Origin of the sequence: Caballeronia hypogeia (genome assembly GCF_001544875.2) — a bacterium.
GTDB lineage: Bacteria > Pseudomonadota > Gammaproteobacteria > Burkholderiales > Burkholderiaceae > Caballeronia > Caballeronia hypogeia.
In genome coordinates, this window is record NZ_FCOA02000027.1 from 70,658 (window position 1) to 82,293 (window position 11,636).

General features: G+C 64.7%; 12 protein-coding genes and 1 riboswitch. Of the genes, 11 read left to right on the forward strand and 1 reads right to left on the reverse strand.

Going from position 1 to position 11,636, the window contains the following annotated elements; all coding sequences use genetic code 11:
- The first annotated feature begins 67 nt into the window (after positions 1-67).
- Positions 68-1,534, forward strand: coding sequence for a glutamate synthase subunit beta (locus AWB79_RS29395; protein WP_061170956.1), 1,467 nt, complete (start codon positions 68-70; stop codon positions 1,532-1,534).
- 66 nt (positions 1,535-1,600) lie between these two features.
- Here the strand turns inward: AWB79_RS29395 and AWB79_RS29400 are convergent, their stop codons facing one another.
- Entirely contained in the window at positions 1,601-3,343 is a 1,743-nt protein-coding gene (locus tag AWB79_RS29400) for an ABC transporter ATP-binding protein/permease (RefSeq protein ID WP_061170957.1), read from the reverse strand.
- A gap of 252 nt (positions 3,344-3,595) precedes the next feature.
- A riboswitch (TPP riboswitch) is annotated at positions 3,596-3,720 on the forward strand.
- Positions 3,721-3,955: 235 nt separating this feature from the next.
- Here AWB79_RS29400 and AWB79_RS29405 point away from each other — a divergent pair.
- The 10 genes from AWB79_RS29405 (at position 3,956) to AWB79_RS29450 (ending at position 11,521) form a co-directional block, all read left to right on the forward strand.
- Complete coding sequence (locus tag AWB79_RS29405; RefSeq protein WP_061170958.1) at positions 3,956-5,101, forward strand: FAD-dependent oxidoreductase; 1,146 nt, start codon at positions 3,956-3,958, stop codon at positions 5,099-5,101.
- A 12-nt stretch (positions 5,102-5,113) separates the two neighbouring features.
- Entirely contained in the window at positions 5,114-5,311 is a 198-nt protein-coding gene (thiS, locus tag AWB79_RS29410; protein WP_061170959.1) for a sulfur carrier protein ThiS, read from the forward strand.
- 24 nt (positions 5,312-5,335) lie between these two features.
- Positions 5,336-6,142 carry a thiazole synthase gene (locus tag AWB79_RS29415; protein ID WP_061170960.1) on the forward strand — a complete coding sequence of 269 codons (807 nt, stop codon included), beginning with the start codon at positions 5,336-5,338 and terminating at the stop codon, positions 6,140-6,142.
- The gene (thiE, locus tag AWB79_RS38560; RefSeq protein ID WP_074169448.1) at positions 6,139-7,212 is read left to right on the forward strand and encodes a thiamine phosphate synthase; all 1,074 of its coding nucleotides are present in this window, start codon (positions 6,139-6,141) and stop codon (positions 7,210-7,212) included. The genes AWB79_RS29415 and thiE overlap by 4 nt, the downstream gene beginning before the upstream one ends.
- A gap of 97 nt (positions 7,213-7,309) precedes the next feature.
- A complete protein-coding gene (locus AWB79_RS29425; RefSeq protein WP_061170961.1) occupies positions 7,310-8,125 on the forward strand; it encodes an ABC transporter ATP-binding protein in 816 nt (271 codons plus the stop codon).
- Positions 8,122-8,889, forward strand: a complete 768-nt coding sequence (gene mlaE, locus AWB79_RS29430; protein ID WP_061170962.1) for a lipid asymmetry maintenance ABC transporter permease subunit MlaE — start codon at positions 8,122-8,124, stop codon at positions 8,887-8,889. Before AWB79_RS29425 ends, mlaE begins: the two co-directional genes overlap by 4 nt.
- A 93-nt stretch (positions 8,890-8,982) precedes the next feature.
- Positions 8,983-9,531, forward strand: a complete 549-nt coding sequence (gene mlaD, locus AWB79_RS29435) for an outer membrane lipid asymmetry maintenance protein MlaD (RefSeq protein WP_061170963.1) — start codon at positions 8,983-8,985, stop codon at positions 9,529-9,531.
- A 10-nt stretch (positions 9,532-9,541) separates the two neighbouring features.
- The gene (locus tag AWB79_RS29440) at positions 9,542-10,474 is read left to right on the forward strand and encodes an MlaA family lipoprotein (RefSeq protein WP_061170964.1); all 933 of its coding nucleotides are present in this window, start codon (positions 9,542-9,544) and stop codon (positions 10,472-10,474) included.
- Between the two features lie 124 nt (positions 10,475-10,598).
- Complete coding sequence (locus tag AWB79_RS29445) at positions 10,599-11,228, forward strand: MlaC/ttg2D family ABC transporter substrate-binding protein (RefSeq protein ID WP_061170965.1); 630 nt, start codon at positions 10,599-10,601, stop codon at positions 11,226-11,228.
- Positions 11,225-11,521, forward strand: a complete 297-nt coding sequence (locus AWB79_RS29450) for an STAS domain-containing protein (RefSeq protein WP_061170966.1) — start codon at positions 11,225-11,227, stop codon at positions 11,519-11,521. The genes AWB79_RS29445 and AWB79_RS29450 overlap by 4 nt, the downstream gene beginning before the upstream one ends.
- The last annotated feature ends 115 nt before the right edge of the window (positions 11,522-11,636 follow it).

Consider the following 11,636-nt stretch of genomic DNA (forward strand, 5'->3'; position numbering starts at 1 on the left):
AATATAGAAGGCCTTCCCGATGCGAGTGCATCGGGAAGCAGGTCCCTCACTGTACATAGAGAAAGAAATGGGCAAGGCAACCGGTTTTCTCGAGTTCGAACGCCGCCACGAGGCGTACGAAGCACCGCTGACCCGCGTCAAGCATTACAAGGAATTCGTCGCCGCGCTGACCGATGAAGATGCGAAGGTTCAAGGCGCGCGCTGCATGGACTGCGGCATTCCGTTCTGCAACAACGGCTGTCCGGTCAACAACGTCATTCCGGACTTCAACGATCTCGTGTTCCAGCAAGACTGGAAGAGCGCGATCAACGTGCTGCATTCGACCAATAACTTCCCGGAGTTCACGGGCCGCATCTGCCCGGCGCCGTGCGAAGCGGCTTGCACGCTCGGCATCAATGACGATCCGGTGGGCATCAAGTCGATCGAGCACGCGATCATCGACAAGGCGTTCGCCGAAGGCTGGGTCGTGCCGCAGCCGGCGAAGCACAAGACGGGTAAGAAGGTTGCCGTCGTGGGTTCGGGCCCCGCAGGTCTGGCCGCTGCACAGCAACTCGGGCGCGCGGGTCATGACGTGGTCGTGTTCGAGAAGAACGATCGTATCGGCGGTTTGCTGCGTTATGGCATTCCCGACTTCAAGCTCGAGAAGTGGCTGATCGACCGTCGCATGCGCCAGATGGAAGCGGAAGGCGTGTCGTTCCGTACCAACGTGTTCATCGGCAAGGACGCGCTGCCGGAATACATCGCCAACACGGCGAAGGAAACCATCACGCCGGACGAGCTGAAGGAACAGTTCGATGCGGTCGTGATCGCGGGCGGCTCGGAAACGCCGCGCGATCTGCCGGTGCCGGGGCGCGAGCTCGAAGGCATCTACTACGCGATGGAATTCCTGCCGCAGCAGAACAAGGTCAACGCGGGCGACAAGCTCACGGATCAACTGCTCGCGAAGGGCAAGCATGTCGTGGTGATCGGCGGCGGCGATACGGGTTCGGATTGTGTGGGCACGTCGAATCGTCATGGCGCGAAGGGCGTGACGCAGTTCGAGCTGCTCGCGCAACCGCCCGAAGAAGAGAACAAGCCGCTCGTGTGGCCGTACTGGCCGATCAAGCTGCGCACGTCGTCGTCGCATGAGGAAGGTTGCGAGCGCGACTGGTCGGTGGCGACGAAGCGTTTCGAAGGCAAGAACGGCAAGGTCGAGAAGCTGATTGCGGTGCGCGTCGAATGGAAGGGCGGCAAGATGGTCGAAGTTCCGAACTCCGAGTTCGAACTGAAGGCCGATCTCGTACTGCTCGCGATGGGCTTCACCCAGCCGGTTTCGCCGGTGCTGGACGCGTTCGGCGTCGAGAAGGATGCGCGCGGCAACGTGCGCGCGGCGACCGAAGGCGACAAGGCGTATTACACGTCGGTGGACAAGGTGTTCACCGCGGGCGATATGCGTCGCGGTCAGTCGCTGGTGGTGTGGGCGATTCGTGAAGGGCGTCAGTGCGCGCGTTCGGTCGATGCGTATCTGATGGGGTCGAGCGAGTTGCCGCGCTAAGCGAGCTCTGCAGGAACGAAAAGGCCACGCGAATGCGTGGCCTTTTTGCTTTCGGGAGCGGGCGGCTCAAGCCTCCGCCATCGCCCTTTCGATCTCGATCTTGTAATCATGGAACATCGCCACCGACTCGCGATGCGCCACGCTCAGGATAGCGGCCTTCGGCAGGCGCTCGGTCAGCGTGTTGTAGATATGCAGTTCGTTGTCGGCATCGAGCGCGCTGGTGGCTTCATCGAGGAACAGGAAGTCCGGCTTGTGCAGCAGCACGCGCGCCGCAGCCAGACGTTGCTGCTCGCCCGGCGAGAGACTGCGTGCCCAGTGCGCGCTCTCGTCCAGCCGGCCCGCATACGCTTCCAGATTGCACAACCGCAACGCTTCACGCGATTCGTCGTCAGTGAACGTGCCGCCCGGCGACGGATACGAAAGCGCGGCGCGCAGCGTGCCGATCGGCAAATAGCTCATTTGCGGAATGAACATCAGCTTCGCGTCGACGGGCGCGTCGATCGTGCCGTCGCCGAACGGCCACAGGCCCGCGAGCGCGCGCATCAGCGTGCTCTTGCCCGAACCGGACGGTCCGACCACGAGCCAGCGCGATCCCGGTTCGATCGAGACATCGGCCACGCGCGAAAGCGGCGAGCCGTTGGGCAGCGCGAGCATCAGGCCACGGGTCGTGAGCGCCAGGGTGCTCGTGTAATGCAGATTGATGCCGCCGCGCTCGGTGGCCGGCGAGGTTTCCTCGCGGATATGCGTCGAGCGCATCACGCGCTTGAATTCGCGAAGACGATTCACCGTGGCGCGCCATTCGACCAAGGTCGAATAACTGTTGATGAACCAGGAAAACGAATCGCTGACCGTGCCGAACGCCGATGAAATCTGCATCAGCACGCCGAATGAGAACGCGCCGGCGAAATAGCGCGGCGCCGCGACCATGATCGGGAAGATGATGGCGATCTGCCCGTAGAAACTCAGCACGAAGGTCATGCGCTTCGTGTACTTCATGATCATCCACCAGTTGTCGCGGATGCGCTGGAAGATGGTCTTCGCGTTGGCGGTCTCGGTCGCGATGCCGTCGTAGAACGCGATCTGCTCGGCGTTCTCGCGCACGCGGATCAGGCCGAAGCGGAAATCCGCCTCCACTTTCTGCTGCTGATAGTTGATCGACACCAGCGGATGCCCGACCTTCTGGATGATGAGCGAGCCGAGAATCGCATAGAGCGCGGCGGCCCAGACCATGTAGCCCGGAATGGTGATCGGCGTGGCGCCGAGCGAGAAGGTCAGCGCGCCCGCGAGCGTCCAGAGAATCGTGATGAAGGTGACGAGCGTGACGAGCGTCGAGAGCAGGTCGAGGGACAGCGAGAGCGTGGTCGTCGCGAAGGATTGCAGGTCGTCGGAGATCCGCTGGTCGGGGTTGTCGGCCAGGCGGTCGCGCTCGATGCGGTAGAACGCCTTGTCGCCGAGCCATTGTTCCAGAAACCGGTTGGTGAGCCACTGCCGCCAGCGGAACGCGAGCATCTGACGCAGATATCGGCCGTAGACCGCGAGCAGGATGTATGCGAACGCGAGGCCCGTGAAGATTAGCAGCAGATGCGGGAAGTCCTTGACGTTCTTGTTCTGCAGCGCGTTGTAGAAGTCCGCGTTCCAGCTGTTGAGACGCACGTTGATCCACACGACTGTCATGTTGATCGCAATGATCGCAACGAGCAGGCCCCACGCGACGCCGCGCTCCTCGGAGACCCAATACGGCTTGATGAGGCTCCACGCCGAGACTTGATCGGCCTTTTGCTGCGAGTTCTGGGTAGGCGAGTTGGTCATTTGTTTCCTGCTTGTGCGCCGGACGGGCGGCGGGTTGTTTCGTCATGCAGCCGTTTTCCGGCGCGCGGCGGCATGCGCGCAGCCTGTTCGCGGCCCCGCAAATTGTTCCGGGGTTCTCTTAACGCTCACTTAATATCGCGCGATCGTTCGGTGAACCATGTTCGCGGCATTGTGCCAGAGTGCCGCCGGGCGCGAAAAAACCCGGGGCAATCCCGGTTTGCAGCGCCTTCGCCTTTCATGTTCTAATGACCTCCGACGAAACAGGGGTGCTTCGCGTGCATCGGCGGCCAGAACGGTTGTCAGCGCGGCGAGGCTGAGAGAGACCCTTTGCACCCGATCCGGGTAATACCGGCGAGGGAAGTTTCCGGAGAACGCGCGACACCCGCGCCATTCCTCCAGTCTCTTCCGAGTAACTGTCTTTGCCGTCCGGCGCGCGCTGTTTCCATCGGCGACGTTCCGGGCCGGTCTCTCTCCGCTGAATTCGTCCTTGTGATGTGCCGCCGCGCCCGCATGGCCGAGATCGCGTATTGCATCTCCTCGTGCTGCGCAGCGTTACGCATGTGACCGGAGCAAGCGCTCAAGCGCCAGTTCTGGTCGACAGGAGACATCGAATTGAACAGGATCGAACAGGGTGGCGCGTGCCGGCCCGATTTCGCCGTGGTCGGCGGCGGGCTCGTCGGACGGCTCGTCGCGTGGCGGCTCGCGGGCGCCGGGCACGAGGTCGCGCTATACGAACGCGGTGACGCCGCAGGCACGCAGTCGGCTGCGTGGGTGGCCGCCGCCATGCTCGCGCCGCTTGCCGAAGCAGCGGTCGCGGAGCCGCTCGTCGTCGGGTTGGGCGTCGCATCGCTCGAACGCTGGCCGCGTCTCATCGCGCAATTGCCGGAACCGGTGTTCTTTCAGCGCAACGGCACGCTCGTCGTCTGGCACGGCGCCGACCGCGCCGAAGCGCCGCTCTTCGAACGCCGGCTGCGCGCCAATTCGCCCGCCGAATTGCTCGAAGGCGGCTTCGTGAAGCTGGCAGGCGCGCAGGTCCCGCAAGCGGAACCCGCGCTCGGCGCGCGTTTTGCGCAAGGCTGGCTGTTGCCGAACGAAGGGCAACTGGATAACCGCCAGGCGTTGAGCGCGCTCGCCGCCGGGCTCGAGGCGCGCGGCGTGCGCACGCACTGGAACACGGCCATCGAAGCCATGCCCGACGCGCGCTGGGTCATCGATTGCCGCGGACTCGGTGGCAAGCCCGCGTGGCCCGCGCTGCGCGGCATCCGCGGCGAGGTCGCGCGCGTGCACGCGCCGGGCATCGGCTTGACGCGTCCCGTGCGGCTCCTGCATCCGCGCTATCCGCTCTATATCGCGCCGAAGCAGAACGATCTATACGTGATCGGCGCGACCGAAGTGGAAGGCGAAGACATGTCGCCCGTCAGCGTGCGCTCGGCGCTCGAACTGCTGAGCGCCGCGTTCGCGGTGCATCCGGGCTTCGGCGAGGCGCGCATCCTCGAATTGAACTCACATTGCCGGCCAACCTTGCCGGATCATCGGCCGGCCGTCGTCTGGGACGGGGTGCAGACCTTGCGCGTGAACGGTCTGTACCGACACGGCTTCATGATCGCGCCGGAGGTAGCGGAAGTGGCGTGCCAACTGGCCGAGGCGCTCGTTTCTGGCGATGTCGGCAGCGCCGACAGCTTCGCCGATTTCCGCGCCGCCGCGCGCTGGCCGGAACTGCTGCACGGCGAATGCATGGCCGCGTCGGCGCTCCAGTAATCAGGAACAAACATGAACATCCACATCAATCAGCGTGTCTTCGATCTGCCCGACGCCGCCACCGTCAACGAGGCGCTCGCCGCTTTCGGCGCGAAGCCGCCGTTCGCCGTCGCGCTGAACGGCCAGTTCGTCGCGCGCGGCCAGCACGCCACGAAGACGCTCGCCGCCGGCGACAAGCTCGATGTCGTGTCGCCCGTAGCGGGCGGCTGAACCATTAAACCGAAGGATCGAACCATGACCGTATCCACCGCCGACGTCCTCACGCTCTACGGCGAGGCGTTTCCGGGCCGTCTGCTGCTCGGCACGTCGCGTTATCCGTCGCTGCAATCGCTCTCCGACTCCATCGACGCCGCGCGGCCCGGCATGGTCACCGTCGCGCTGCGCCGTCAGTCGGAGACGGGCGAAGCCGGTTTCTTCGATGTCCTGAAGCGCCACGGCGTCGCGCTGCTGCCGAACACGGCGGGCTGCCAGAGCGTCGATGAGGTGCTGACGACCGCGTATATGGCGCGCGAGGTGTTCGAGACGCCGTGGATCAAGCTCGAACTGATCGGCGACGACTACACGCTGCAGCCGGACCCGATCGGCCTCGTGGAAGCGGCGGCGAAGCTGATCCGCGACGGCTTCAAGGTGCTGCCGTACTGTACGGAAGACCTGGTGATCGGACGCCGCCTGCTCGACGCGGGCTGCGAAGCGCTGATGCCGTGGGGCGCGCCGATCGGCACCGGCCGTGGCGTGACGAATCCGTACGGCCTGCGCACCTTGCGCGAGCGTCTGCCGGACGTGCCGCTGATTGTCGATGCGGGTCTCGGGGTGCCATCGCACGCGTGTCAGGTGATGGAGTGGGGCTTCGACGGCGTGCTGCTCAATACGGCAGTGTCGCAGGCGACCTTCCCGCCGCAGATGGCGCGCGCATTCGCGCTGGGCGTCGAAGCGGGGCGCACCGCGTTCCTCGCCGGGCCGATGGCCGAGCGTGACAGCGCGCAGGCGAGCACGCCGGTCGTCGGCATGCCGTTCTGGCATCAGGACGGAGGTGCCGCGTGAGCCTCCTGAATCGCGAAGTGTTCTGGCCGCCGGCGGACGAGCTGATCGAAGTCGCCGAGCGCATCCGCGCGCGTCTGGGCGAGTGGCCTGCCGCCGAGACGCGCTGGCGAATCTGCCTGGCTATTCCGGAGACGCCGAAAGCGGACGATCTGATTGTCTTCACCGAGCCCGAGCAGACAATTGCGGCCGGCGACGCGGCGGTCCTCGAAGCGCACGATGGCCGCGTCACGCTGCATCGTGGCGGCGAAAGATTCGCGCTCGAAGGCGAATGGTCGGATGATTGGCTCGCGGCGCTCGCCGCGTTCCTCGACTGCAATTTCGAGCCGCACGACGCGCTCACGCTCGCGCTGGCGTGGCGCTCGGGCGATGAAAACAAGGACGACGCGTGGCCTGTCGATTTCGCGACCTTCCCGCGCGTGGCCGATCTGCCGCCCGCGCCCGAAGGCGGATTTCCGGCGTGTCCGGACCGGCTGGGGCTTTACCCCGTGCTGCCGAGCGCCGAATGGGTCGAGCGCGTTCTCGATCTCGGCGTGCGCACCACGCAACTGCGCCGCAAGACGACCGATCCGGCCGATCTGAAGAACGAAATCGCACGTTCGGTCGCGGCGGGGCGTCGGCATGACGCGCAACTCTTCATCAACGATCACTGGCGCGAGGCGATCGAGGCCGGCGCTTACGGCGTGCATCTGGGTCAGGAAGACGTCCAGACGGCCGATCTGAACGCCATCGCTCGAGCCGGCCTGCGCCTTGGTCTGTCGACGCACGGTTACTACGAGATGCTGCGCGCGCTGCATTTCCGGCCGAGCTACCTCGCGCTGGGCGCGGTGTTCCCGACCACCACGAAAGTCATGCCGACCAAGCCGCAAGGTCTCGCGCGGCTTGCGCGCTACGTGCAACTGCTGTCGGGGCGCGTGCCCCTCGTCGGGATCGGCGGTATCGACATGAAAGCGATGCCTCCCGTGCTCGCGACGGGGGTCGGCAGCGCGGCGGTCGTGCGCGCGGTGACCGAAGCATCCGACACGGCGGCTGCGGTCTCGACGCTGCAACAAATGTTTTCAAGTCAACGGTGAAAACTCCCAAAACCACGCGGGCACCGACCTAGGCAAAGCACCGATTGCGCGCAGGCCCTATAATTCGGCCTCTTGCGTCAACGGAATCTCTTACCCAGTGCCTGCTTCTTCCGAGACCCTGCTAGAGCTACGCGAGGTCGACTTCGGCTACGGCGACCGGCTCATTCTGTCGAACCTGAACATGCGTTTCACGCGTGGGCAGGTCGTCGCGGTCATGGGCGGCTCCGGCTGCGGCAAGACCACGACCTTGCGCCTGATCGGCGGTCTCGTGAAAGCGAGCCGGGGTCAGGTGACGTTCGGCGGACAGGACGTCGGCGCGCAGACGCGCGACGGCCTGTACGCGCTGCGTCGCAGGATGGGCATGCTGTTCCAGTTCGGTGCGCTCTTCACCGATCAGACCGTGTTCGAAAACGTCGCCTTTCCGCTGCGCGAACACACCGATCTGCCGGAAGCGCTGATCCGCGACCTCGTGCTGATGAAGCTGAATGCGGTCGGTCTGCGCGGTGCGCGCGATCTGGCGCCGTCGGAGATTTCGGGCGGCATGGCGCGCCGCGTGGCACTCGCCCGCGCGATCGCGCTCGATCCCCAATTGATGATGTACGACGAGCCTTTCGCCGGTCTCGATCCCATTTCGCTCGGCATTACCGCGCAGCTCATCCGCACGATCAACGACGCGCTCGGCGCCACCTCCATTCTGGTCACGCACGACGTGCCGGAATCCTTCGCGATCGCCGATTACGTGTATTTCATCGCGAACGGCGGGATTCACGCCGAAGGCACGCCGGCAGAACTGCGCGCGTCGCAGGACCCGACCGTGCGCCAGTTCATCGACGGCACGCCGGACGGCCCGTTCAAGTTCCACTACGCGAGCACGCCGCTCGCGGCGGATTTCGGCATCGGAGGGCAGGCATGATCAGCGCGCTCGGACGCTGGGTGCTCGACGGTTTCGGCACCGCAGGCTACGCCACGCGCATGTTCCTGCGCCTCGTGCTTGAATTCTTCCCGCTGCTGCGCCGCCCGCGCCTTGTCACGAAGCAGATCCACTTCGTGGGCAATTATTCGCTGGTGATCATCGCGGTGTCGGGTCTGTTCGTCGGCTTCGTGCTCGGCTTGCAGGGCTACTACACGCTGAGCCGCTACGGCTCGGAACAGGCGCTCGGCCTGCTCGTCGCGCTGTCGCTCGTGCGCGAGCTCGGTCCGGTCGTGACCGCGCTCCTGTTCGCAGGGCGTGCGGGCACGTCGCTGACCGCGGAAATCGGCCTGATGAAAGCCGGCGAGCAACTCACGGCGATGGAAATGATGGCGGTCGACCCCCTGCGCGTGGTTGTCGCGCCGCGCATGTGGGCGGGCATCGTCGCCATGCCGGTGCTCGCGGCCATTTTCAGCGCGGTGGGCATTCTCGGCGGCTATGTCGTCGGCGTGATGCTGATCGGCGTCGATCCGGGCGCATTCTGGTCGCAGATGCAAGGCGGCGTGGACGTGTGGCGCGACGTCGGCAACGGCGTGATCAAGAGCATCGTGTTCGGTTTCGCGGTGACGTTCATCGCGCTGTTCCAGGGCTACGAGGCGAAACCCACGCCGGAAGGCGTGTCGCGCGCGACGACCAAGACGGTCGTCTACGCGTCGCTCGGCGTGCTCGGGCTCGATTTTCTGCTGACCGCACTGATGTTCAGCTAATGCACCAGGCGCGGACGCCCGGCCGGGCGCGCGCGTTGTGAAGGGCACAGACCGTCACACGCCATCCGCGCAAAGATTCTCTTTGGGAAGACGATGAAAAAGACTGCTCTCGACTTTTGGGTCGGCATGTTCGTGGTGCTCGGTTTCGTAGCGCTGCTCTTTCTCGCGCTGAAGGCGGGCAACATGAGCTCCCTGTCGTTCCAGCAAACCTACGCGGTGAAACTCAAGTTCGACAACATCGGCGGCCTGAAGGCGCGCGCGCCCGTGAAGAGCGCGGGCGTGACGGTCGGGCGCGTGGGCAGCATCGGCTTCGACGAGCACACGTATCAGGCCGTCGTCACGATCGATATCGATCAGCAATACAAGTTTCCGAAGGATTCGTCCGCGAAGATCCTGACTTCGGGTCTGCTCGGGGAGCAATACATCGGCCTCGAACCGGGCGGCGACGATCAGATGCTCAAGAGCGGCGACACCATCTCGATGACGCAATCGGCCGTGGTGCTCGAAAACCTGATCGGCCAGTTCCTTTACAACAAGGCAGCGGATTCGGGCGCGTCGAAGGCACCATCGGCGCCGGCGGCGCCCGCTCCGGCGTTTCCGGGTGCGGCAAGCGCCATGGGCGCATCGGGCGCGGCTCAATAAGGAGAAAAAAATGCAGGCCATGGGGATGCGGCGCGCAATCATGATCGCGTGCGCAGTGGCGCTCACGGGTTGCGCGACGGTGACGACGCCGACCAAGGGCGACCCGTTCGAAAGCTACAACCGGACGATGTTCACGGTCAACGACACTGTCGACAAGTACGCGCTGAAGCCGGTGGCGAAGGGTTACGTGTGGGCCGTGCCGGAGCCGGTGCGCAACAGCGTGACCAACTTCTTCTCGAATATCGGTGACGTCTATATCGCCGCGAACAACCTGCTGCAGTTGAAGATCGCGGACGGCGTGTCGGACATCATGCGCGTCGCCATCAACACGGTGTTCGGCGTCGGCGGTCTGTTCGACGTCGCGACCATCGCGAAGCTGCCGAAGCACGCGGGCGATTTCGGCCTGACGCTCGGCCACTACGGCGTGCCCTCCGGCCCGTTCCTCGTGCTGCCGCTGCTCGGGCCGAGCACGGTGCGTGATTCGGCGGGCCTGATCGTCGACTATTACGGCAATCCTCTCACGTACGTGAGTCCGAGTTCGGTGAGCTGGGCGCTCTACGGCGTGAATCTCGTCAACGTGCGCGCGAATCTGCTGGGCGCAACTGACGTGCTGGCGGACGCCGCCCTCGACAAATACTCGTTTGTGCGTAATGCGTATCTGCAGCGCCGTCAGTATCTGATTTCGGGCGGCGGCGACGAGAGCATGCCGGATTACGGCGAAGCGCCGCTGCCGAATTACGGCGATGAAGGCGCGGCTGCAGCGGAAGGCGCGTCGGCGACGGCGGCGCCTGCCGCACCGGCATCGGCTGCGGAAAGCGCGACACCCGCATCGGGCACGGCGGCTGCACCTGCTCCGGCGAGCGAACCCAGCAGCACGGTGCCGGGCAACCAGTACGTGCCGCCGCGCGCGCCGCCTGGATTCCCTTCATTCCGCTTGCGTTGAGCGGGGTTTCGCTAACGCGCGGTAACATATCTAACGACATTTCTTACGCTTTGGAGCACGCGCCGCCTGAACTCGGTCCGGACGGCGCGCTCAAACCGAAGCCTCTATCTCTGCAGGGTTTGCGATGAAAAAACTATTTCTTCTTCCCCTCTTCGCCATGTTCGTGGCGTTCTGCAACACGGCGTCGGCCCAGTCCGTCGATGCGAGTTCGCCTGACGTGTTGATCAAGACCGTCACGCAGCAAGTGCTCGACGAAATCAAGTCGGACCCGAAGATCCAGTCGGGCGACATCAGCAAGATCACCGAGCTCGTCAATCAGAAGATCCTGCCTTACACGGACTTCACGCGCACCACGCGTCTCGTGATGGGCCGCAACTGGAACAACGCGACGCCGGAGCAGCAGAAGCAGATCGTCGAGCAGTTCAAGATGCTCCTGATCCGCACGTACTCGGGCGCGCTCGCGCAAGTGCGCAACCAGACGGTTCAGTACAAGCCGTTCCGCGCGAATCCTGACGACACCGACGTCGTGGTGCGCTCGGTCGTGATGAACAACGGTCAGCCGGTCGAACTCGACTATCGCCTTTACAAGACGGCGCAAGGCTGGCGCGTTTACGACATCAACGTGCTCGGCGCGTGGCTGATTCAGGCATATCAGCAGCAGTTCAACGAGCAGATCTCGCAGAACGGCGTCGGCGGTTTGCTGCAGTTCCTCACGCAGCGTAACCAGCAGCTCGCGAGCGGCAAGGCATCGTGAGCACGCAGGCGCAGGTCGCAAGCGGCGGCCGTTTCCAGACCGCCGCAACCTTGACCCACGAGAGCGCGAAGGCCGCGCTCGAGTCGGGTCTGTCGCGCATCGCGTCGGGCGCGACCGAAGTCGATTGCGCGCCGCTCACGCAATTCGATTCCTCCGCGCTCGCCGTGCTGCTCGCATGGCAGCGCGCCGCCGCGGCACGCGGCGCTGCGCTTGCCGTCGTCAATCTTCCTTCCGGGCTCGTGAGTCTTGCGCGAGCCTACGGCGTCGATACGCTCCTCACCTTCCGACATTGATCCTGCATTGAAGCAATGCAGCAGCGGCACGTCTGCCGCTGCGATCAGGATCGCTCCGAAGTCGGCCCCCGCCGCTTTGCCCTATAATCAAACGTTTTTTTCGCGCCCGAACCCG

Excerpts from the sequence above, each read along its gene's own strand:
- AWB79_RS29395 (WP_061170956.1), top strand. The coding sequence starts at position 68 with ATGGGCAAGGCAACCGGTTTTCTCGAGTTCGAACGCCGCCACGAGGCG.
- AWB79_RS29400 (WP_061170957.1), bottom strand. The coding sequence starts at position 3,343 with ATGACCAACTCGCCTACCCAGAACTCGCAGCAAAAGGCCGATCAAGTC.
- thiS (WP_061170959.1), top strand. The coding sequence starts at position 5,114 with ATGAACATCCACATCAATCAGCGTGTCTTCGATCTGCCCGACGCCGCC.
- AWB79_RS29415 (WP_061170960.1), top strand. The coding sequence starts at position 5,336 with ATGACCGTATCCACCGCCGACGTCCTCACGCTCTACGGCGAGGCGTTT.
- mlaE (WP_061170962.1), top strand. The coding sequence starts at position 8,122 with ATGATCAGCGCGCTCGGACGCTGGGTGCTCGACGGTTTCGGCACCGCA.
- mlaD (WP_061170963.1), top strand. The coding sequence starts at position 8,983 with ATGAAAAAGACTGCTCTCGACTTTTGGGTCGGCATGTTCGTGGTGCTC.
- AWB79_RS29440 (WP_061170964.1), top strand. The coding sequence starts at position 9,542 with ATGCAGGCCATGGGGATGCGGCGCGCAATCATGATCGCGTGCGCAGTG.
- AWB79_RS29445 (WP_061170965.1), top strand. The coding sequence starts at position 10,599 with ATGAAAAAACTATTTCTTCTTCCCCTCTTCGCCATGTTCGTGGCGTTC.